The organism is Asticcacaulis taihuensis (assembly GCF_900100255.1).
Lineage (GTDB): Bacteria > Pseudomonadota > Alphaproteobacteria > Caulobacterales > Caulobacteraceae > Asticcacaulis > Asticcacaulis taihuensis.
The window spans coordinates 158,365-180,765 of sequence record NZ_FMTS01000004.1 but is presented as its reverse complement, the minus strand read 5'-3'; the positions used below and the strand labels follow the sequence as shown (position 1 = coordinate 180,765).

Below are 22,401 nucleotides of genomic sequence, written 5' to 3'. Positions count from 1 at the left end.
GGCTCAGGCTTGAATGAGTTTTGCCTGATAGCCGGGAAGGTTTGCCGCAAGCATGGCTTCAATTTTCTCGGCGATGGGTACGATATCCGTGTCGGACGGGAGTATTTCCCGGATTGTTTTTGCCATACGATTTGGGAAGGCGATGACGTTGGGCAGAGAGCGCACATCCTGAAAATCTGATAACATCGCTTCAACAGTATAGCCAATCCCTTCAAGCAGGTGTTGGGTATCGGCCGTATTATTTTCGAAAATCAAAACCGGTTCGTAATTTTTAAGGGTCTCCAGCATGCCATTGAGCGCGAAGTATTCACGACGCTCGACATCGATCTTAACAAAACTCACCGGTACACCGATGACTTCCTTCAGATCATCGATTCTGACTTGCGATACGCTGAGGATTTTCACCGGCACATCGCCCAGGAAATCGCGCGCATCTACTAATGATCCAACCTGATCCAGACCAATGGGAAGGAAAAAATTTTCTACAGACGTGCGGTCACCTATAGCAAGCGGCCATAGACGAACGCCGGGGAGGGCCATCAAATTAGCCCAAAGTTCAAAATTGGGCTCGAAGGCGTGAACCATGCCCGCATTGCCGGTGAGACTTGCAAAGTATCGCGTGTGGAATCCTATGTTGGCGCCCAGGTCATATACAGTATTGCCCGGCTTAATAATTTTACCGGCAATATATTGTGTCAGCATCTCGTTCAGAAAGTGAATTCCATTAGCATCCAATTCACTCATGTACGCTTTTAAATCAAACATCTCTTCCCCCTATAGATATTAAATTTACTCAAAAACTAGCTTTTTAATGACGCCTCGATCAATTCTTCATCACAAGTAGTCTGGACAATATTCTGCATGGCCGAGAGGAAATTATCCGGCTGAGCGGGCTTGACGGCAACCTTGCCGGACGCCTCCGGGCTGACATTCGCGACATGCTTCAGGAACAGGCCCATGACATGTTCTACGCCTTCTTCGGTCACGCTGCGCAGATCCTCGGCAAAATAACGGCCACGTGTATAGCTGCCCGTAATGATTTCGAACGATGGGAAATAGGCAACATGATCATATTCGTCTACGACTTCACCCACGGCGGCGCGTAAAGCTGATTTAGAATAGGTGGTCGAAACCAGGACATGCTCGTCCCGGGCCGTTGCCATGAGCGGCACCGGCGAAACAGTCAGGATGATCTTCGCTTCGGGACTAATATCGCGAAGCATGGCAAAAAAAGTCTTCAGATCATTGATCGCATCCATGACGCTGAAATTGACGAACTCATATTTGTCCGGATCGAAAGTGCCGCCGGCAACGCCCGGACAGATCGGAAAGACCGCGCCATCTGTTCGTGAGCGCCAGGCCTCTGTTAGTCCCAAGGTGAAGACAAACACATCCAGCGTCTCGAACATGGTTTTGACTGCGCTCAGATGCTGCTCGCGGTCCGCCTCCATCTCCTTGGCACTGAAAAAGCCGTGGGGCTGAATATTGGGACGGAACGGGTCAACAATACGCCCTTCTTTGGTTTCCCAGGGACCTTCTTGCGGCGTAAATAAACCGAAGGCACGCTGGAATAATTGAACCAGTTGGCGCGTCGTATAGAGATTGCCGTAGCGCCCTGAGAAGGTGCCATAGTTGAAGTCGGCCTTTTCCTCGGGAGTGCCGATAGGGTGGCCGTCTTCGACAACATAATAGTTGAACCCGGCCTTTCTCAGGTGCCGGGCAATGTGCTGGGCAAAGCACGACCCCGCGGTCGCAACTTTCTGCTCAGGTGTGACTTGCCAGGGGAAATGCACGACCGGATCCATAGCCTCAATGGCCACTCCGGCGACGACTCTATTCCAGCGGGTGTAGACTGGCAGCACATGATAAGGCGATTTCATAAGAAGGTCCTTATGCGACGGTATTTGTGTCGACTTTATATTGTCTTTTAGTATAGCCAGTTCCAGCCACTGTATCTCAGGCCCAACATTTTTTCAAACTGCCTCAGACAGAGGTCGGCATAGCCGGGGCCGGCATGGGTTGAGTCATTTCCGTAACCCTCCGGACGTAAAAAGCCTTCATCATCCTGGGCCTCCGGCGGAGACGCGACAAAGGTAATGTTGCGAGATTCGCTGGCGCCCTGAATGATACGTGAGTGGAGCCGCCAAAGCTTGTAACGCAGTATGCGCGGCGCGATCTTGGGCTCTGCTTCGGTTGTCTGGTCCCGAAAATATTGCTCCAGATGCGAAGTGACAAATTTATCGTCCCCAATCGGCGGGGGTGATTCCAGATGATAGACAGGTCTGTCTGTCGCATTTCTCAGCGTTTCCGCATTCAGAATGTAACGATAGGCCAGGCGCAGCAAGAAGGCGGCAATATAATCGGCAGGCACCAGTTCGGCGCCGGCAATGCGCGGAAGATCTGGCGCTTCCGGCAGGATAAAGTCGAATGGGCGCGGATGCTCCAGCAGGGTCAGGGCGTTATGCGCATTGCCGCCGAACATCGAAATGTAGATAAGATCACGATCTGCGGGCACCTTCGAGCGTATCATATCGAATATGGCCGGATTCAGTATGAGTCCGCCGGATGAGCCGGGTATTGAAAATTGAAAATCGGCGCCCATGCGGACGGTGTCAAAGATATAATATTCGATGCATTCATCATCTGGCGCCGGATCTCCCGGGCGATCGACCAGACAGTTGACAATGGCGGACAGATGGCTGTGTCCTAAAACGATTGCCGCCTTACGCGCCATAAATGATCTCCAAAAGGTGCTTGGACACTATCAGGAGACGATTGCACAAACAAGCGGATGGAGAAAAATACGGCAATATTTTAGTGTTCGGAGCGGAAGGAATCCAGGCCGGACTTGACGCTTCTACGAGCATGGGGCAATCGATGTTCGAAATTTAATATAATTCGAGAGCGCATTATGAATGTTTTAATTACCGGGGGGGCCGGGTTTATCGGCAGTGAGTTGGGTCGGCGCCTAGCGGAGGAACAGGGCGCCAGGATTATGGCAGTGGATTCTCTTCTGGAACAGGTTCATCCTTCCGGTCGCCCTCCGGCAGCCTTTCCCGACAGCGCTGTTCTGATGCACAATGATGTGCGCGATCGAGCCGCCTGGGATGCTCTGTTTGCTGAATTTACGCCGGATATAATTGTGCATTTCGCAGCGGAAACAGGAACCGCGCAGTCGCTAACGGAGTCGGCCCGCCACGCGAGCGTCAATGCCACCGGCACGGCGGAAATGCTTGACGCGCTTTATCGAGCGGGGCACCGGCCGAAGAAAATTCTGCTGTCTTCAAGCCGCGCGGTGTATGGGGAAGGGGCCTGGCAGGCGCAAAGCGGCGAGACTTTCTATCCCGGTCGCCGCTCGAATCGGCAATTGTCCGCCGCGCAATGGGATTTCATCGGCCCCGATGGTGTAACAGCCCGTGCACTGCCGCACGCTGGTGCCAAGGTATTGCCGAACCCGACCAGTATCTATGGTGCCACCAAACTGTCTCAGGAGCATATCCTGTCGAGCTGGTGCGAAGCGTACGATATTCCTCTCAGCATACTTCGATTCCAGAATGTCTATGGTCCGGGGCAGTCGCCACTGAATCCTTACACCGGCATTATCAATATTTTCCATCGCCAGGCTTACGCCAAACAGCCGATCCAGGTGTATGAGGATGGTCAGATCGGGCGTGATTTCGTCTTTATCGATGATGTGGTCACTGCCTGTGTCGCTGCGCTCGGAAATGACGCTGTCACCTTGGCCGATATTGGTTTCGGAAAGGTGACGACTATCCATGACGCTGCCCGCATCATAGCGCAAATTCATGGTGCGCCCGAACCTGAGGTGTGTGGCAAATTTCGCAATGGCGATGTACGCTGGGCGGTAGCCGATGTTGCTGAGATGAAGGAAGGTCTCGGTGTGGCGCCTACGGTCGATTTCGAAGAAGGGGCCCGGCGAGTCGGTCAATGGCTCAAGGAAACCGGTAATATCGGCTAAAACATTGAGGCGGCCCCCTTCAGGGCCGCCTCAATGTTTTCATCCCTTGACATGGAGAGCTGAGTCGAACTTCAGCTTTTCAGGCCGACGAGTGTGAGCTTGCATATGGCATGTGTTGCGGTTGTCTTCGAGTTCGGGCGCGGGTGAAGATCGGCGTCGACGAGGAGCAGCGCGAAATCGCCCGGCGACAAGATCGCGGGAGGCGTTTTTGGGCAATTTGAATTGCAGGGTCAATTGTTCGAGGGGGAGGGGGGCGAGTCTGCGCCTTGTCCGAACCTGTTAAAGCGTCGATAAACGAAACAAGGACCCGTCCCGCATCACGCGACGTCCATGTACGCTGGATTTACGCAGGTGATCCTCGTGATTCCAGAGATCATCTCGATATTTTTTTTGGGATAATTACGCAGACGTTATTTAATACGTTGCTTTGCATCTATAAGTGATAGAACTTTGCTAAGTTCCGGGGGATAGGTATTTTAAACTGTTCATTTCTGGAGTGTTGATAATGCAGACTGTGGGGCTTTATTCATTTCCCAGATCAGGGTCTAATTGGGTGCGTAATATGATTTATGCACTTGCAACGGATAGGAAGACATTTAACACTCAGGATATACTTGAATATATAGTTGATCATCCTGATAACCACCCCGAATCCGGTAGGCCTATATCTACCAGATACGGAGATTATGCATTTTTCAAAACTCACCATAAAATGGTGTGTGATTATCAAGGTAATCAAATAGATACACGTTTCTTTATTTACGTGTACAGAAATCCTCTCGATGTTTTTGTTTCTTATCTCAATTATATATATATTAACAGAGCCGACCTGCAAATTTACTACGATTTGCCTTTAGTGTCTGTCCAGGAACATATCGAGCGTGGAACAATAAGACATTTTTTTTCGATGTTCCTGACAGTGGGGAATATATCGCCCGGCGCGGATCAGGCGGGTAGCTGGTGGGATTCCATTCGCCGATGGCATGATCTGAAAGCCCGCTATGGCGCGTTTATATTTATGCTCAAATATGAGGATGCAATGGAAGATCCATTAAATACATTCTCGCCTTTGGCTGAATTTTTAAACTCAAATGTAAGCGTTGAAGAGGCATTAGAGAGAACCAATTATAATTTTCCAAAAGATGGCAATTTTTTTTGGAAGATGAGTAATAATTATTACAAGGAATATTTGCCGGATGAGCTCATAGAAGAATATAAATATTATTATGGGGCAGAATTAAAAGACATTGGCTATGAAATATAAATTACGCACGCCCAAACGGGCAATGGCTTAAGCAAGCCGGTAATCAGCTAATAATATTGAGGCGGCCCTTTTCAGGACCGTCTCAATATCTTTATCCGTTGACGTCGAAGGCCGAGTCGAACGTCCAGCTTTCCAGGCCGGCGAGGGTGAGCTTGCATATGGCTGGGGTTGCAGTTGTCTGCTCGGCGAGAATGGCCTCCAGCCGCGGGCGACGATCGGGATCGACGAGGAAGAGCGCGAAACCGCCGCCGCCGGCACCAGACAGTTTGCCCGCGCGCGCGCCATTCCTTAAAGCAACATCGAACAATTGCTCGACCTCTGGTGTCGATACCGTTGCGGAAGTCTGTTTTTTGGCTTCCCATCCCGACTGGAGTATGGCGGCAATTCTGTTGATATCACCGAAGAGCAGCGCCTCCTTCATCTCGGTGGCTTCGGTTTTCAGTTGGTGCATGGCTTCCAGGGATTTGCCTCCGGAACTGACCGATTTGGATTGCGAAGATATGATTTTGGCGGATTCACGCGACGCCCCGCTGAAAGTCAACAAAATTGACGACTCCAACTCGTTATGCACGTGACGGCGAATGCGCAGCGGATTGACCACGACGCGTTCGTTGGCATGGAACTCCATGAAATTGAACCCGCCGAAGGTGGCGGCATACTGGTCCTGGCGGCCACCGGCCAGGCCGAGATCAATGCGTTCAATCTCGAACGCCAGACGCGATACCTCGTATTCACCCAGTGGCAGGTTGAGGAGGTGGCGGAAGGCGCCGACCATGGCAACGACCAGGGCCGAAGATGAGCCGAGCCCTGAACCCATCGGCGCGTCGACATGCGTGGTCAGTGTAAGGGACAGCGGACGATTGATGCCGAACTGTCGAATAATACGCTCATAAACACCGCGGTGGAGCTTCAGGCGGCTTGTTTCCGGGACCGGGTCATGCGCATCGAAGGCTTCCTCGATGTTCAGGTCGATTGAGTTGAACACGACGCGGCCGTCGCTGCGCGGGCAAATGCTTGCATAAGCATATTTGTTGATGGTGACATTGATAATCGCGCCGCCATAAATATCCGAATAGGGTGAAACATCGGTTCCCCCCCCTGCCAGACCCAGACGCAGAGGCGCCCTGGAGCGAATTATTTGCGAGCCCATGGGCTTATCCCCCTTCAGTTGTTCACGTAGACGGTGCTGTTATGGTTTGTTCGAAGGCCGATAAATCGCCGCCTTTGAATAGATAGCCCTTAATGCTGGCAGCCTCTGCGGCAGCGACGTCCGTTTCCATATCACCGATCATTATCGCGCGTGACATGTCGAGGTTGAGATCGCGGGCCGCAGTCAGCAACATGCCTGGGTTAGGCTTGCGGTTGGGATGGTTTTTCACGCGGTACTGATCGACAGTCGCCGCTTCATGGTACGGACAATAATAAAAGGCATCGACAAAAGCGCCACGCGCGTACAGATCTTCCTGAATGTAGCTGTGCAAATCTCTGACGTCGTCTTCACCATACATGCCGCGGGCAACGCCGGCTTGGTTGGTGACGACCACAACGGCATCGCCCCTGTCGTTACGGCGGCGAATGACGTCTACGGCGCCCTCAACCCATTCAAAATCTTCTGGACGGTACAGATAATTCTTTTCGATATTGAGGACGCCGTCTCGATCCAGGAAGAGCACGGATCTGCGCCGAATGGGTAGTTCAGAACGCGCGATATTCAAAGTTTCAGGCAGGCCGATATCCAGGAAATAGCCACTTGATTCTATTCCAGCCAGGCGTTGGTCTGCAGCGAGATCCGGGAACAGATCGGTTTCGATAGACGAGGGGCCGTCTGGCAGTCGGGCAATGGCCTCGCGGCGCAGGGCATATATGCCGCCATTGATGTTGCCGGCGATGGCCACACCGCTCTTCTGCTTTTCTGTGAAGCCTGTAATCAGACCGCGGTTGTTCTGGGTTACCGAACCATAGCGCGCCACGTCGTCGACAAGACGCAATGCCAGCACACCTGACAGGTCCGGTGACGCCTGCAAGCGGGCGTCGAGCGCACGCATGTTGATATCGAACAATGTATCACCATTGGCGGCGACGAAAGTCGGCGCCAACTGGTCATAGAAATATTTGAAAGCGCCCCCCGTGCCTTTGGGTTCAGGTTCGATCATGACCCGCAGGCGGGCACCATTCAAGGTGCGACCGTCGTAGCGCTGAGCGACTTGTTCGCCGTAATGCCCAGCCAGGAAAAGGATATCGCTGAACCCCTGGCGCGTGGCAGCTTCCAGGAAATAGTCAAGGAAGACCCGATCATTGCTGATAGGCATCAAGGGCTTTGGCGTGTTTTGCGTCAGGGCGCCCAAACGCGTACCCTTGCCGCCAACCAGAACGACCAGTTGTTTGGAGAACATCATATTTACGGTTTCGTATCTGGGAAGATCTGACGATGCTTATCGCGTCATGGTCGAGAGTGGAAGTCACTTAATTCGGATAGCATGAGACGGTCGCATACTAGGGTTTGAGTTTCAGCAATTCGCCAAGACCGCACACGATATGATAGAATGAGCTCGCGGGTGAGGGTTCTTCTACCCAGGTGCCGTCCGCATTCATGCGATCACGCCAGGTTCCGGGTACACTCACGTCCAGATACGGCCACAAGCCGTTATAGGCTGAGACGGCTTCGGCGGCTTCCTCGGGGGTGCGTAACCGGTTGTAACGCGCGACGGCCGCCTTTAACCGTTCTGTCTGAGGCCACAGGCGGGCGCCGCTATCCCGGGTGGCGCCATCGAGCATGATCTCGTTGATAGCGACGCCATGTTTACGCTCGATACCATATTTACGGGCAAAATCGGTCAAACGGTCCGAGGTTGCGAGGCCAAGGCCGTCGGCGAAGCCGACTTCGAACAGCCAGGCCCATTCAAAACAATGGCCAGGCTCGACAATGCGTCCTTGATCCCCGGCCACCGGTTTCCAATTTTCATCGAAATATTCTGTGACTGCGCCGGACGCCCTATCCTGGAAGCGCTCTACGAACAGTTCGCCCAAACGATCGGCGAGTTCTCGCCATACAGCCTTGCCGCTGACCTGATAGTTGATCAGGGCAGCCTCGAACATATGCATGTGCGGGTTCTGACGATACGGCGGGCAGGGTGTTAATTCACCTTCCCAGAACCCGCCTTGCGGGCGCCACCAGTCTGTCATCATACGCATGCGGATTGTGTCGGCGACGTCGCAGAAATCCGGCCGATCAAGCGCCTGGGCCGCGTGCGCCAGAGCGAAAAGTCCAAAGGCATGATCATACAGGTCCTGAGCGGTGTTGATGACTTCGCCCTGGGGGTTGAAGAGGTGCACGAACATACCGTCCTCTCGCCGCCCGCTCGTCACCAGGATATCGGCAGCGCGTTCCGTCAGCTCGCGCCAGGGGCCGTCCCAGCCCAGGGCGCCTATCGCCGAAAAGCTGTAGATCTGGCGCGCCTGCACACGTAAGCGACGATTCATTTCCGACGCGGGCGATCCGTCCAGATTGATGCGTTCGGAAAACATACCATCCTTAAGGACGCCGGCGGTTGACCATAGCGGTGCCGCCACACTGAACAGCCAATGACGCGCGTGAGTCTGGGCTTCGGCTAAGGTGGTCGGAAGAACAGAAAGGTCTGACATTTTAACCAGGTTGAATTCATTCATGATTTGCGTACGCACAAGGACTGGCACGCTCTAATTGCACCTTTCGGGCAGAAAGGTTCATAAGGAATAAGCGTCATCTTGCCAAGCAGGAAGTGGCGTCCGAAAATGAATACGGAAGGGCGCTTATGGGGGGCGAGCCTGTCTTTATCGCCTAGGATCGCGAAAATTCCGGTCCTGCTGAACCATTCATAGATAAATTCACCTTGTCTCTGTTCTTGGCATCCCAAACGGCATGGGCTAAGACGCATGCAGCGGTCGATCATCGACGCCCACCTAAATACGGCCTTGCCGAGGAATTCAATGAGCGGCAGTTTCAAGTTTGAGTATATCGAGCATATCGCCGCCGAAAGCCTCCCCAAACAGGACAACAATTACAATTTGGGGTTCACAAACCCCGATCGTGCTCTGGACTTTACCGCCCGGATACCTAACGCGGCGCCGCCTTATAATCCAGAGGTACTGCTCCCGTTTGACAAGTCCCAAGCCATTACTGAACAGTATCTCGTGGCCATTCATTCGCTTGAGTTCATTGCTGCAGGCATTCTGACCTTTTCCGATTTCGGTTTTTTTGAAAACTGCGCCCTGCCGATCGATCTGTCGACAAGGGAGGCGCTAATCGGAGAGCCGATCTGTTGGGGAAGTGACTTTGCCGACTGGTATGCGCGTGAGCATCTACTGGAAGAGCTGTTTAACCGACAATTATCCAAAAGCTATCTCGACAAGATCTATAACGGGCTGAAAGATCATGCCATTCATGGCGACGCGGTCATTCTGTCGGCGCCGGGCCAGGAAATCTATGGGCATTGGCTGCTAGACGTCATTCCCAAGCTTCATATTTTGCAGCAGTCGGGCCATGAAGACCTGCCGATCTATTTTAACAGCCTGCCGGGGTGGGCCACCCACTTTCTGAACAGTTTCGGGATTTCGCGGTCCCGTATACGGCCGCATCCATCTCGTTATTTTCGTGTGCGCCGGGCCATTGTGCCGACCAGTTCTAAATCCGGCTTTCGTCTGGGCGGCAATTCGCTGCGCGAGGCATGGACGCGCATTTCCCGTCCTGCGCGGGTCACTTTGCCCAGCGACTTCATTGGGGAAAAAATATTTCTTAGCCGCGGCAGTTGGACACAAGGTGCGCGGCCAAGCCATGCCAACATCAGTGATATAGAGGCGGCGGCTGTCGCGCGGGGTTACAAGATTGTTTTCCCTGAAACACTGGATATCCCCCAGCAGATTCGCCTGATGCAGTCTGCGCGCATAATTGTGGGGGAAGACGGCAGCGCGCTTCACAATATCATTTTCTCAGAACCGGGTGCCCGTTTAGGCGTGCTCTCATTGCCCGAGCGAACAAATCTGTGGCATCTGAGCCTTTGTCATGTGCTCGGACATCAGTTGTCTTACTGCTATGGTGACGCCTACGGCATTGTGCCCCTGTCAAAATTCAATGCGTTTCTCGACATACTAGAAGCGCAAGTCTGCCCATAACATGGTTTTTTTAATGATTTTCCTGTTTTCAAGGTTGCGGTGAAAATTTGAATAGGGCACGAATTTTAAAGGGATTACGGTTGGCGCGGCGCGCCTCAGCGACTAGTTCGGGACGATATGTTAATGGTGAAATCATCTACGGCGACAAAACAAAGCAACGCAGGGCCTCGTGCGTACAAGGACAGTACGGATGTGGCGGCTGTTGTGTGCGTCGGTCGCGAGCCGGGCCAGTGGATCGAAGCAATACGCAGCCTGGGGCGCGTGACTGGCATTTCCAAAATTATCGTTACTGTCAGTTGCGAACCTGAGAAGGCAAGGGGCCTTGAGGGAGACCGTGTCCAAATCCGTAAAGGCGTCTCGGCGCAGTCGTTAATCGACGAACTCGTTATGGAAGAAAAGTACAACCAGGTCCTTCTGGTGACGGAGCCTGTGGTCCTGTCGAAAGACGCACTTGAAATTGCGACGGAATGGGTAGCCAGGGATGCACGCGTCGCCACGGTGTCATTTTTGTCCAACTCCGCCGGTTACCTGAGCTTCCCCTACCGTAATACGGAACATCCGGTGGGGCCGCCAGGTTATAATGAAATGACGCTCACTAGGCGCCTGCGGACCTTGCCGCCGATGATCGAGCCGGTTCCTATTTCAGTCCCCGAAGGCGGGGCTATTCTCCTGGGCGCCAGCGCGGTTAACACCGCTGGGGGGTTCAATGAAGCCTTTCATGATAATCCGCGAATCCAGGTTGTGGAATTTGCGCTCAGGGCGTCGCGCCGGGGGTTTCTGAGTTATCTTGATGCCAATACCTATATCAGTCTTCCATGGGACGGCACAAACTTCCAGGGCAGCACACTGGAAAACCAGGATGTTCGTGAGAAGCTGATCAGTCGGTTCTCTTTCTTCCCGGGCCTGTATGAGCACGAACGCAGTCCTGCGACGACACCTCTGTCCGAATCACTTGATCTGGCCCGTGCAAAGGCGGAAGGACTGCGCATCCTGATTGATGGTGCCTGTCTGGGGCCCATGGAAATGGGAACGCAATTGCTCATCATGGCCCTGTCGCAGGCGCTGGCCAGGCAAGAAGGTGTCAAATGGATTGGTGTCGGAGTTCCTAATCCTGGCGCGTTGCCAAACTATGCCCAAAAGCTGTTCACAAATCCCAAGATAGCGCTGCTCAGCGTTGGCGAGCTGACATTCCCTGGTGCCCCGCAGGTCGATATCCTGCACCGGCCCTACCAGCCCAATGCGCCTATTCCGTGGGAGCGTTGGCGTAATCTGGCTCGCCGTTCGGTGATCACGATCCAGGATCTCATTGCTTATCGCAATGGCTCTTATTTTTTCTCGGCGCAGGACTGGAAGACCTATCGTGAAGAACTGGCGAAGGCATCGGCGCAATGCGACGGCATCGTCAGCATCAGCCATGATGTTGTCCATTCCATTACCGAAGAGCGCCTGAAGATCCCGAATGATCGTCTGTATGTCGTCGAGAATGGCATCGATTACCGTTCAGGCGATCAGCCCGTAATTGTGCCCACCATAGTCGCCGAACGCGGGCTTACAGCCAAACCGTTCCTGTTTTTGCTGGGCGCAACCTATTCCCATAAAAACAGGGACCTGGCGATCCGGGTGTGGCAAAAGCTGGTTGATCGCGGTCATGACCTAGCTTTGATCATGGCTGGTGCGACCGTGCCGTGCGGTTCGACGCGACTTGAGGAAGCCGCTCTCGTGCGGACGAAGGATGAGGATGATTTTCTGGTCTTGCCCGACGTCAGTGCGGAGGAGCGCAACTGGTTGCTAAAGCATTCCAGCCTCGTCATGTATCCAACTTCGGCGGAAGGTTTCGGTCAGATGCCGTTTGAAGCGGCGCGCTTCAATAAACCGTCCCTATATGTTGCCTTTGGCCCGCTAAAGGAATTGATCGACGATGACGCCGCCCCTACGGTTTGGGATCTGGATCTCCTGACAGACCGGGCCGAAAAACTGATCACTGACCCGCTGGCGGCGCAATCGGCCGTGAAGAACGCCTTGCAGAACCTGAGTGGCCTGAGTTGGGATGAAACGGCGCGCAAGACAGTCGAGCTCTATTTCGATCTATTGTCCAAGCCTGCTTTGCATTAACGAATCAAACCTGAGTGATATTGGATATTCAAAATCAAAGCGTCTGATAAAAGATATTTATTATAGTTTATCCGAAGAATGATAAATAACGTATTTTGATAAGTTGATATTGTTTGATATTAAGCTTTTTATTTCTCTTCTCACGGACAAAATACTTGATTTAATAACTGTCATGAAAATGAATGTATTTATAGCTGAGATTGTCTCGACCGAGGTGGCTCGACAAGGGGCGAGCAGTAGACTTTCTGCTTGCGTTTATGAAGCGGGGAATTGAATTTGCCTATTTTTGAAAGCAAGACTCACATAATCTGTGCGGACTCTCCTTATCCTTTTCGCCCACGTGAGAATAGCCGTCCGCTTATATTCATGCACATTCCTAAATGCGCAGGCACGTCTCTCGACACATGCCTCAGCAAGAGATGGGAAGCGTCACGTCAGTTCAAGCTATTGGGGCCGACGCTATATGGCGGCTTTCAGGACTATGACAGTTTTGGCCCGAACGTAAGACACTGGATTCACGAAGACTGGCAAAATTGTCCGGTCGATATTGATTATGCCGCAGGACATGCTGGAGCCAAATGGTTTGATCGCCTGTATTCAAACGGCCAGAAATGCACCGTCCTGCGTGAGCCAAAGATGCGCATATTGTCTCACTGGCTATATTGGCGGACTTTTTCGGAAGCCGATATTGGCAACTGGGGGACTTATACACCACGTCTGGAACTGGCGCGGTGCGACCTCATATCTTTCATAAGCGCCCCGGAACTGGCCTCGCAGATCGACAATGTCATCGTGCGCATGCTGCTCTATCCGCACCCATTGATTCCGGGGGATGACTTCATCCCGCCTGAGCACGACGCTGATCTGATAGCCGATGCCATTGAGGCCATCGATCAGTTCGATTTCGTTGGAGTCATCGAGGACAGCGAGCTGATCTCGAAGCTGGAGGCCTGGCTGGGCTATTCACTGGTTCTGACCTCAGAAAATATTAGCCGGCCGGTCCCGGAAGATCTGCGTCATCCCCTTCGTCAGGACCTGACCCACGATACTTGGGCCATTCTGGAAGCTCGCTCTCGTCTCGATCAATGTGTCTGGGATTATGTAGTGGAAAAATATGTACAGGCCAATCCCCGAACCATGCAGGTCTCAGCCGTTGCCCATTCGATCAATCGTTTCGCCGAGCTTATGCGCTAGGGCATTAAAAGCGCTAGATCGGTATGAAATTTAGCTGAATCGGGATTCCCAAATCAGGAACATTCTGATTCACTTCCTCTGTCAGGAGGAAGTCATGGGTCGGCCTTTATCGTTGGATTTGCGTGAGCGCGCGATAGCGCGCGTTCAGGCGGGAGACACCACTCGGTCTGTTGCCGAGGCTTTAGGTATTGCGCCTTCGAGTGTCACGAAGTGGTGGCATCGCTACAGGACCACAGGCAGTGTGTCTCCAGGCCAGATGGGCGGTCATAAGCCCCGGGTTTTAGTCGGGGCGACCCGGGACTGGCTTCTGGAGCGCACGCGTAGCGATTTTACGTTGATGGGTCTTGTCCGCGAGTTGGGCGAGCGTGGCGTGAAGGTCGACTATCGCTCGGTCTGGAACTTTGTGCACGACGAAGATCTGAGCTTCAAAAAAAAGCGTTTTACCGACCGAACAGGATCGGCCTCTGATCCAGCGCCGACGTCAGCAATGGAAGATGTACCAGGGGCGTCTTGATCCCCGCCGCCTTTTGTTCATTGATGAGACCTGGGCCAAAACCAACATGGCGCCTTTGCGCGGTTGGTGCCGGAAGGGACAAAGGCTGAAGGCCAAAGCACCGTTTGGGCACTGGCAGACCATGACCTTCATTGCCGCCTTACGCTGCGATCGGATCGATGCGCCTTGCGTCTTCGACGGCCCGATCAATGGCCGGGGCTTCGTTGATTATGTCGAGCAGTGCCTTGTGCCCGTGCTCAAGCGTAAGCGTCCGGTCACTGCATTTGGTCTCCGCATCGAACTGGGCGAAGTTCTGGAGATAATTTCGGAGATATCTCCGGGGCTATCTACGGAGCTAAGCGATTATGGCGCGGATGGAGATCATTACGGGCGGCGGACGACGCCGGCGCTGGCCTGACGAGGACAAGGTTCGAGTGCTGGAAGAAGCCGCTCAGCCTGGCGTTCGATTGTCCGACGTGGCGCGCCGCCACGATATTTTGCCTCAGCAGATCCGCCGCTGGAGCCGACAGCTGTTCGGTGAGGTCAAGGCCTTACCCGAACCGCAGATGTTCGCGCCCGTCACCTTGGTCGAAGCCGGTACGCCATCAACGCCGAGTGGCCGCAGTTCGAAGCCGCGCCCGGTGATTGTGGAGATCAGTTTGCGCAACGGCCGCGTCTTGAAGGTGGCCGCCGACCTGGAGCGGCAGGGTCTGGCGTCGCTCATTGCGTGCGTTGAGGCGGCATGATCGGTCCGGCCGGTAATGTGCGGGTCTATCTGGCCTGCGGTCCAACTGATATGCGCAAGGGTATTGAGGGTTTGATCGGCCAGGCCGAGAAGGTCATCCGGCAGGTCCCATCGTCGGGTGCCCTGTTTGTCTTCCGCGGTAAGCGCGGTGATCGGCTGAAGATCCTGTGGTGGGACGGTCAGGGCTATTGCCTGTTCTACAAGGTGCTGGAGCGCGGACGTTTTCCGTGGCCGGCGCCTAACGACGGTGTTGCAAGGCTGACCTCTGCGCAGTTGGCGATGCTGGTTGAAGGGATGGATTGGCGTCGACCGGCGTGGACTTCGGCACCAACTCGAGTTTAATTTAAGCCTTGTTTTATAAACGATTTCGCGGAGTTTGGCTGGCGTGATTCAAGTAAATCGGCTATTCTTTCACCCATGGATACGCAGGCTCTGGCCGACATTACCGACGTGGAAGCCCTTCGCGCCATCATCGCCGCGCAGGCCCAGCAGTTGGCGGATGCGGAAGCCGCAATTGCCCGCGAGAAGGCCGAGACCAACAAGCGCGACAGCATTATCGACATGCTTCGTGCGCAGCTCACACTGCTGCGTCACGGTAAGTACGGTGCGTCGTCGGAGAAGGCCGACCAGCTTGAGCTGATGCTGGAAGACCTCGAAGCCAACCGGGCTGAGGTCACGGCTGTTTTTCCCATATCCAACGCGGACACTGAGGCGAAGGACAAGCCGTCGCGCCAACCACTGCCAGACCATCTGCCACGGGAAGAGCGTGTCTATGATGCACCATGCACCTGCCCCGACTGCGGCGGTGCCAGCTTCCTGAAGGCGCCGGACAGCGTGCACGAGGTCCTCGACTATGTGCCGGGTTCCTTCAAGGTGCTTCGTCACATCGAGAAGCGCTTCATCTGCAAAGGCTGCGATAAGACACTGAGCGGCGAGATGCCATCATTGCCAATCGAACGCGGTAAGCCAGGTGCTGGCTTGCTGGCCCATGTGCTGGTGTCGAAGTTCGATGACCACCTGCCGCTCTACCGCCAGTCCGAGATCTATGCCCGCGAAGGCGTCGAGATATCCAGATCGACCCTGGCGGATTGGGTCGGCCAAGCTTCGCACCTGCTGACGCCGTTGGTCGACCTGATCAAGGCGCATGTCTTTGCCGGTTCCCGGGTGCATGGCGATGACACGCCGGTGCCGGTGCTGGAGCCCGGCAAGGGGAGAACCAGGACGGGCCGCCTCTGGGTCTATGTGCGCGACGGTCGCGATTACCAGGACCAGGCTCCGCCAGCCGTTGCTTACTTCTTCAGCCCGGACCGCAAGGGTGAACACCTGAAGGATCATCTGACTGGCTTTAACGGCGTGCTGCACGCTGACGGCTATGCCGACTACAAGAAGCTCTATGGCAACAGCATCACGGAGGCCGCCTGCTGGGCGCACTTGCGACGCAAGTTCCACGATGTTATCAAAATTAAGCGATCCACTCTGGCTGACGAGGCACTGCGGCGGATCGGCGAGCTCTACGAGATTGAGGCCAGGGTCAAGGGCCTTCCGCCCTGCGAGCGGCGACGACAGCGACAGGAACATGCCCGACCGCGAGTGGAAGCCCTTCATCGCTGGATGAAGGACACCTTGCCGAAGGTTCCGCAGAAGCAGACGCTGGCGGAAGCCATGCGCTATGGCCTGGCGCGCTGGGATGCCCTGCAGGTCTACCTCGATGATGGCACCGTCGAGATCGACAACAATGCCGCCGAGCGAGCCATCCGGCCGATTGCTGTGGGCCGTAACAACTGGCTGTTCGCCGGCTCGGATGCCGGCGGTGAACGCACGGCCAATCCTGACACTCATCGAGACTGCCAAGCTCAATGGGTTGGAACCGGAGCGGTATTAGGCCGACGTGCTTGGCCGCGTCGGTAACGCCACTCCGCAGGCATTGCGTGACCTGTTGTCTTGGAGATCAATCGCCGGTTAATCTGTCATATCATTCTAGATGGAATTGTTGGGGACGCAACAAGATGGCCGTTACGGCAGCCGAATTTGACTATCTTCTCAAGGTGTTACTGAGGCTGTCCGAGCTCATGAACCCTCAATATGACATAGCTGCGGACATCAAGAGCTGGCAGGCGCAATTTACGCCATCGCAACAGCGCCAAGGTCTTCAAGAGGGTCTTGGAGATCTCGCTGAACAGGGGTTCGGCTTCCCTGCCGATAGCCGTCGGCAGATTGACGAGACTATGAGATCTGAAGGGCTCATGACGCTGACTGAGCTACAAGTGCGGCATGGACGACGAGTTAAGCGGCTTCTGAAAAAGAAAAGGCTTTTCCGGGAGGACGACGCGATTGCGTTGAAGGGCTTCCTGGATAGTGGGCTACTGAATGACGCTGATGCACAAATCGCCATGGATTTAATCGAGAACTTCCAAACTTGAGGCTCTCACCGGACGCTTACGCTCAAGCCGGGCGACATCGTCATTCTCGACAATCTATCCAGCCACAAAGCCAAAGCGGCTCGTAGAGCTATCCGCAGGGCTGGCGCAAGATTGCTCTTCCTACCACCATACAGTCCTGATCTAAACCCGATCGAGCAGGTCTTCTCGAAGCTCAAACACCTCATGAGAAAGGCGGCTGAGCGAACCAGGGAAAACGTCTGGAGAAAGATAGGCCAACTCATTGACCTCTTTTCTCCAGACAAATGCGCAAATTACTTCAGGAACTCAGCATATGATTTAATCTAAAATCGTAATGCTCTAAAACAAAAATTATACCGCTAATCTGATCTATTCAGATCGAATGCCGAGGTCCAGATTCAGCGAGGCGCGCGCAGGTTGAAGTCCCATTGATCAACCTTGCCGAAGAATTCCTGGCGTCCACCGTTCAGGACCAGCAGCTTATTGCAGACACTTTGAATCATGCCAAAATTATGGGTGGCCAAGACCATGACGCGCGACTGGCTTAGGATGTCATTCATTCGGTTGGCCGCCTTCTCATGAAAGGCCGCATCGCCGGCGCCGATCCATTCGTCCAGCAGCAGAACATCCGGCTCCAGTGTCGTGGCGACGGCGAAAACCAGACGCGCCTGCATGCCGGCACTATAGGCCTTGACCGGCAGGTCGACATATCCGCCCAGTTCGGAGAATTCGACCATGTCGGGAATCTTGGCGATAATTTCTCGCGTCGGAAAGCCGCGCATCCGGCCCATGGTCATGATATTTTCACGACCGGTCAGAGAGGCGTCCAGACCCAGGCCCACGTCAATCATGGATGAAATGCGGCCGTGAACGGTGACATTGCCGCGGTCTGGTTCATACACCCCTGCCAGAACCTTTAGCAGTGTGGTCTTGCCGGCGCCATTGTGGCCAATAATACCAAGGCGGTCCCCTTCGTACAGCGAGAAGCTGAGGCCTTCCAGCGCGCGCACATGAATGACGTCCTGGCCGTCCTTTAGCAGCTTTCCGCCGACGGCAAGGTTCGCAATCGTATTACGGATTGAGCTCGCTCGGATGGAGTAGATCGGGTAGGAAAGCTCTAGTCCGTTGACTGAGACGATTGAAGACATTTGATTACCGGAAATGCAGGAAGACTATAAACTACACCCAGAACGGAATGCGGCGGCGGAAAGCGCTGAACATCAACAGCCAGGCTATAATGCCGGTAACCATGGCAATGATTGCCAGCATCCAGCATTGTGCTGACGGAGCTTGTCCAAGTAACGGCGCACGTATCACTTCTACCAAACCATAAAAAGGATTGTAGTCAGCGACAATCGCACTGCGCCAGCCCTTGGCATTCGTACCGATTGTCCAGAAGATTGGAGTCAGGAAGAATATAAGCTGTGATAGATAGGGCATCATGAAGCGCAGATCGCGAAAACGCGAAGCCATCATGCCGACAAAGGTGCCCCAAGTGACCATGCTCATCAAAACAACAGGCAAACCCAACAGGATTTCCCAGCTTGGTACTCGAAGGCCGCCGACAAGAGCGATGGCGATGTAGAACACTATCAAATTATGCAAGAAGGTTAGGAAGGAGCGAGTAACGCCCTCAAATACATAATAGGTAAAGGGATAGGCGTGGTTTTTGATTATGCCGCCCGCATTGATGAAGACTTCGGCACCGTCCGTCAGGATGAAGCTGATCATGGTATAGGCTAGAATGCCGCCCATGATATGCGGCAGAACGGTCCGGAGATCTTGCCCCTGGATGATGCCGAATACCAATGAAAGACAAAGTGACGTTGTCACCATGCTGCCGGCGATCCATAATGACCCGAGAATGGTGTGTCTGTATTTGGAGCTTATTTCGTGATAGGCTTGGTAAACCCAGACTTTGTAGAGTGCGAGCCCCTTTTGTAGATCCAGAAAGGCTTTATTCATAAGAAGCAGGTCCGCCTACAAAGCAAATAGAGAGCAACGATATGGTAGATACCACCTCGTGAAGTGCCCAGTTAGACCAGTTCATATGCTTTTGCAACGCAAAAGGTGACTGCGTATTTGCAAAAAATACCGTTCAAACAATCCTCCAATAACGGACTTTATGATTATTTCGGGCGACCGTAGTGGCGGGTCTGTCCGCAGCGGAGGTGTTAAATCTGATACTCTGGTGCGCTTATAAGATAGCCATTCTTGACCATGAAGAGCACAACTTTTTCCGCCAGTTGCTCAGGTGTCTGGCTCGTGGTGTCGAGTGTCAGTTCCGGGTTTTCCGGCGCTTCGTAAGGGCTGTCGATACCGGTGAAGTTCCTGATCTCGCCGGCGCGCGCCTTGACGTAGAGGCCCTTAACGTCGCGCTTTTCCACCACATCAAGCGGGGTCGAGACATAGATTTCGATGAACTCGTTCTCGCCCAGCAGTTCGCGCGCCATCTGGCGTTCGGCGCGGAAGGGCGAGATGAATGAGACGAGCGTCACCAGGCCGGCATCGACCATCAGCTTGGAGACCTCGGCCACGCGGCGGATATTTTCCACGCGGTCGGCATCGGTGAAGCCTAAGTCCTTATTCAGGCCGTGGCGCACATTGTCGCCATCGAGCAGGTAGGTGTGGTGGCCGAGGCTGAGCAACTTCTTTTCCACCAGATTGGCGATGGTCGATTTGCCGGCGCCGGAAAGCCCGGTGAACCACAACACGGCCGGTTTCTGGCCCTTGGCGGCGGCGCGCGTCGCCTTGTTGACGTCGAGTGCCTGCCAGTGGACATTGGTGGCGCGGCGCAGTCCGTGCTCGATCATGCCGGCACCGAGCGTCAGGTTCGACACGCGATCGATGACGATAAAGGCGCCCATTTCGTGATTGTCCGCATACGGATCAAACGCCACCGGCTCCTGCAAGGCGATATTGACCAGCGCGACTTCATTCAGTTTCAGCGTCTTGGCGGCCAGGTCGGCAAAGGTATTGACGTCTGTCTTGTGCTTTATTTCGGTCACCGATGCCGAAACGGTCTTCGCGCCGATCTTGATCAGCAGCGTGCGGCCGGGGATCAGTTCCTGCTCGCTCATCCAGATCAGGCGCGCCTGGAACTGATCGGAGACTTCCGGGCGATTATCCGTAGTGGAGATCACGTCACCGCGTGAAATATCGATTTCGTCTTCCAGGGTCAGCGTAATGGCCTGGCCGGCAGCGGCCACGGCCAGGTCGCCGTCATAGGTGACGATCGCCTTGACTCTTGAGGATTTGCCGGATTTGGCGACCAGTACGTCGTCACCGGGACGGATCGTGCCGGAGGAAATGGTGCCGGAGAAGCCGCGGAAATTGAGGTCGGGCCGGTTGACCCACTGAACCTGAAGGCGGAAAGGCTTTTGGCTCAGGTCCTGATCGATCTGTACCGTTTCCAGATGTTCGACCAGTGTCGGGCCCTGATACCACGGCAGCTTGTCGCTGCGGCCCAGCACGTTATCGCCATAGCGGGCGGACATCGGAATGGCCTGGAGAGTCTCGAAGCCGAAATCGGCGGCGAACGCCTTGTAGTCGGCGACGATCTTATCAAAAACGTCCTGGGAGTAGTCCATCAGGTCGATCTTGTTGACGGCGAGCACGACGTGTTTGATGCCAAGCAGGGACACGATGAACGAGTGACGGCGCGTTTGCGTCAATATACCTTTGCGGGCGTCGATCAGGATGACGGCGAGGTCGGAGTTCGACGCCCCGGTCGCCATATTGCGCGTATATTGTTCATGGCCGGGGGTGTCGGCCACAATGAACTTGCGCTTGTCGGTTGTGAAGAACCGGTAGGCGACATCAATGGTAATGCCTTGCTCGCGCTCGGCCTGCAAACCATCAACGAGCAGGGCCAGGTCGATATCGTCACCGACCGTGCCGTGCTTCTTCGAATCCTTCTCGATACTTGCCAACTGATCCTCGAAGATCAGCTTGGTGTCATAGAGCAGGCGGCCGATCAGGGTCGACTTGCCGTCATCCACCGACCCGCAGGTCAGGAAACGCAGCAGATCCTTCTTTTCGTGCGTGGCCAGATATTCCACGAGCGCTTTTGTGTCGAGGGCGTCTTCCATAACAGTCGTATTCATTAGAAATAACCTTCGCGCTTCTTCTTTTCCATCGAGCCGGCTTCGTCGTGGTCGATCAGACGACCGGAGCGCTCCGAGGTGCGGGCCACCAGCATTTCGGCGACAATGGCTTCTAGGGTATCGGCTTCGGATTCGACGGCGGCGGTTAAGGGGTAATCCCCCAGGGTGCGGAAACGCACGGATTTCATTTCCGGCACTTCGCCGGGATTGAGCGGCAGGCGGTCGTCATCGACCATGATCCACTGGCCGCCACGCTGCACGACCGGGCGCTTTTTCGCAAAATAAAGCGGCACGATGGGGATATTCTCCATCAGGATATATTGCCAGATGTCCAGTTCGGTCCAGTTGGAGATCGGGAAGACGCGGATCGATTCGCCGGGCTTCACGCGGGCATTGTAGAGATTCCACAGTTCCGGACGCTGGTTCTTCGGGTCCCAGCCGTGATTGGCGGTGCGGAAGGAGAAGATGCGCTCCTTGGCACGGCTCTTTTCCTCGTCGCGGCGGGCGCCGCCGAAGGCCGCATCGAAACCATGCTCTGTCAGGGCCTGTTTCAGGGCATCGGTCTTCATGATGTTGGTGAAGACACTGGAACCGTGATCGAATGGATTGACGTTATTGGCCACGCCTTCCTGGTTGGTGTGGCTGATCAGGTTCAGGCCCAGGCGCGCCGCGGTCTCGTCGCGGAACCTGATCATCTCGCGGAATTTCCACGTCGTATTGACGTGCATGAACGGGAAGGGCGGCTTTGACGGATAGAAGGCCTTGAGCGCCAGGTGCAGCATGACCGACGAATCCTTGCCGATCGAATAGAGCATGACCGGATTTTTGAACTCGGCGGCGACTTCGCGCATGATGAAGATCGCCTCGGCTTCAAGGCGCTTCAGATGGGTCATTCTTTCAGGCGTAACAGGCATACAGGAAACCTCAATTCGAGCGCACCTTCTAGCCACCGCGCATCAAA

At 54.5% G+C, this 22,401-nt stretch carries 18 protein-coding genes and 3 pseudogenes; 11 read left to right on the top strand and 10 right to left on the bottom strand.

Annotated features, from left to right (window positions below; all coding sequences use genetic code 11):
* Positions 1–3: 3 nt before the first annotated feature.
* From BLO49_RS11785 to BLO49_RS11775, 3 genes are read right to left on the bottom strand one after another with little or no spacing between them, the layout of a single operon-like run.
* A complete protein-coding gene (locus tag BLO49_RS11785) occupies positions 4–765 on the bottom strand; it encodes an FkbM family methyltransferase (protein ID WP_090648706.1) in 762 nt (253 codons plus the stop codon).
* Positions 766–800: 35 nt separating this feature from the next.
* Entirely contained in the window at positions 801–1,880 is a 1,080-nt protein-coding gene (locus BLO49_RS11780) for a GSCFA domain-containing protein (RefSeq protein ID WP_220083732.1), read from the bottom strand.
* Between the two features lie 47 nt (positions 1,881–1,927).
* Positions 1,928–2,734, bottom strand: coding sequence for a hypothetical protein (locus BLO49_RS11775; RefSeq protein WP_090648703.1), 807 nt, complete (start codon positions 2,732–2,734; stop codon positions 1,928–1,930).
* A 177-nt stretch (positions 2,735–2,911) separates the two neighbouring features.
* Here BLO49_RS11775 and BLO49_RS11770 point away from each other — a divergent pair, with 177 nt between their 5' ends.
* Positions 2,912–3,979 carry an NAD-dependent epimerase/dehydratase family protein gene (locus BLO49_RS11770; RefSeq protein WP_090648700.1) on the top strand — a complete coding sequence of 356 codons (1,068 nt, stop codon included), beginning with the start codon at positions 2,912–2,914 and terminating at the stop codon, positions 3,977–3,979.
* Positions 3,980–4,484: 505 nt separating this feature from the next.
* The gene (locus BLO49_RS11765) at positions 4,485–5,243 is read left to right on the top strand and encodes a sulfotransferase domain-containing protein (RefSeq protein WP_090648698.1); all 759 of its coding nucleotides are present in this window, start codon (positions 4,485–4,487) and stop codon (positions 5,241–5,243) included.
* Between the two features lie 91 nt (positions 5,244–5,334).
* On the opposite strand, the gene BLO49_RS11760 is transcribed toward BLO49_RS11765, so the two are convergent.
* The 3 genes from BLO49_RS11760 to BLO49_RS11750 form a co-directional block, all read right to left on the bottom strand.
* Positions 5,335–6,393 (bottom strand): GHMP family kinase ATP-binding protein, encoded by a 1,059-nt coding sequence (locus tag BLO49_RS11760; RefSeq protein ID WP_090648695.1) that lies wholly within the window; start codon positions 6,391–6,393, stop codon positions 5,335–5,337.
* A gap of 22 nt (positions 6,394–6,415) precedes the next feature.
* Positions 6,416–7,639, bottom strand: a complete 1,224-nt coding sequence (locus tag BLO49_RS11755; RefSeq protein WP_245679000.1) for an HAD-IIIA family hydrolase — start codon at positions 7,637–7,639, stop codon at positions 6,416–6,418.
* Positions 7,640–7,736: 97 nt separating this feature from the next.
* Positions 7,737–8,909 carry an AGE family epimerase/isomerase gene (locus tag BLO49_RS11750; protein WP_090648693.1) on the bottom strand — a complete coding sequence of 391 codons (1,173 nt, stop codon included), beginning with the start codon at positions 8,907–8,909 and terminating at the stop codon, positions 7,737–7,739.
* 246 nt (positions 8,910–9,155) lie between these two features.
* Between BLO49_RS11750 and BLO49_RS11745 the strand changes: the two genes are divergently transcribed.
* From BLO49_RS11745 to BLO49_RS11700, 9 genes and pseudogenes are all read left to right on the top strand, one after another.
* On the top strand, positions 9,156–10,391 hold the full coding sequence (locus BLO49_RS11745) for a glycosyltransferase family 61 protein (RefSeq protein WP_090648690.1): 1,236 nt from the start codon (positions 9,156–9,158) through the stop codon (positions 10,389–10,391).
* Positions 10,392–10,514: 123 nt separating this feature from the next.
* Positions 10,515–12,503 carry a glycosyltransferase gene (locus tag BLO49_RS11740; protein WP_170828315.1) on the top strand — a complete coding sequence of 663 codons (1,989 nt, stop codon included), beginning with the start codon at positions 10,515–10,517 and terminating at the stop codon, positions 12,501–12,503.
* A gap of 366 nt (positions 12,504–12,869) precedes the next feature.
* On the top strand, positions 12,870–13,697 hold the full coding sequence (locus tag BLO49_RS11735) for a hypothetical protein (protein ID WP_139159678.1): 828 nt from the start codon (positions 12,870–12,872) through the stop codon (positions 13,695–13,697).
* A 94-nt stretch (positions 13,698–13,791) separates the two neighbouring features.
* A pseudogene (locus BLO49_RS18730) lies at positions 13,792–14,452 on the top strand (IS630 family transposase); the annotation flags it as partial.
* Between the two features lie 172 nt (positions 14,453–14,624).
* Positions 14,625–14,936, top strand: coding sequence for a transposase (locus tag BLO49_RS11720; RefSeq protein ID WP_170828314.1), 312 nt, complete (start codon positions 14,625–14,627; stop codon positions 14,934–14,936).
* On the top strand, positions 14,933–15,277 hold the full coding sequence (gene tnpB, locus BLO49_RS11715; protein ID WP_090648674.1) for an IS66 family insertion sequence element accessory protein TnpB: 345 nt from the start codon (positions 14,933–14,935) through the stop codon (positions 15,275–15,277). Before BLO49_RS11720 ends, tnpB begins: the two co-directional genes overlap by 4 nt.
* A gap of 75 nt (positions 15,278–15,352) precedes the next feature.
* Positions 15,353–16,898: pseudogene (gene tnpC / locus BLO49_RS11710) on the top strand (IS66 family transposase).
* A 43-nt stretch (positions 16,899–16,941) separates the two neighbouring features.
* Positions 16,942–17,355, top strand: coding sequence for a hypothetical protein (locus tag BLO49_RS11705; RefSeq protein ID WP_090648670.1), 414 nt, complete (start codon positions 16,942–16,944; stop codon positions 17,353–17,355).
* A gap of 18 nt (positions 17,356–17,373) precedes the next feature.
* A pseudogene (locus BLO49_RS11700) lies at positions 17,374–17,661 on the top strand (transposase); the annotation flags it as partial.
* Positions 17,662–17,732: 71 nt separating this feature from the next.
* Here BLO49_RS11700 and BLO49_RS11695 read toward each other — a convergent pair.
* From BLO49_RS11695 to cysD, 4 genes are all read right to left on the bottom strand, one after another.
* Complete coding sequence (locus BLO49_RS11695) at positions 17,733–18,482, bottom strand: ABC transporter ATP-binding protein (RefSeq protein ID WP_090648668.1); 750 nt, start codon at positions 18,480–18,482, stop codon at positions 17,733–17,735.
* A 31-nt stretch (positions 18,483–18,513) separates the two neighbouring features.
* Positions 18,514–19,299, bottom strand: coding sequence for an ABC transporter permease (locus tag BLO49_RS11690; protein ID WP_090648666.1), 786 nt, complete (start codon positions 19,297–19,299; stop codon positions 18,514–18,516).
* A 209-nt stretch (positions 19,300–19,508) separates the two neighbouring features.
* A complete protein-coding gene (cysN, locus tag BLO49_RS11685; protein WP_170828313.1) occupies positions 19,509–21,440 on the bottom strand; it encodes a sulfate adenylyltransferase subunit CysN in 1,932 nt (643 codons plus the stop codon).
* Positions 21,440–22,354: a sulfate adenylyltransferase subunit CysD gene (gene cysD / locus BLO49_RS11680; RefSeq protein ID WP_220083730.1), complete on the bottom strand. Its 915-nt coding sequence runs from the start codon at positions 22,352–22,354 to the stop codon at positions 21,440–21,442. Before cysD ends, cysN begins: the two co-directional genes overlap by 1 nt.
* Between the last annotated feature and the right edge of the window lie 47 nt (positions 22,355–22,401).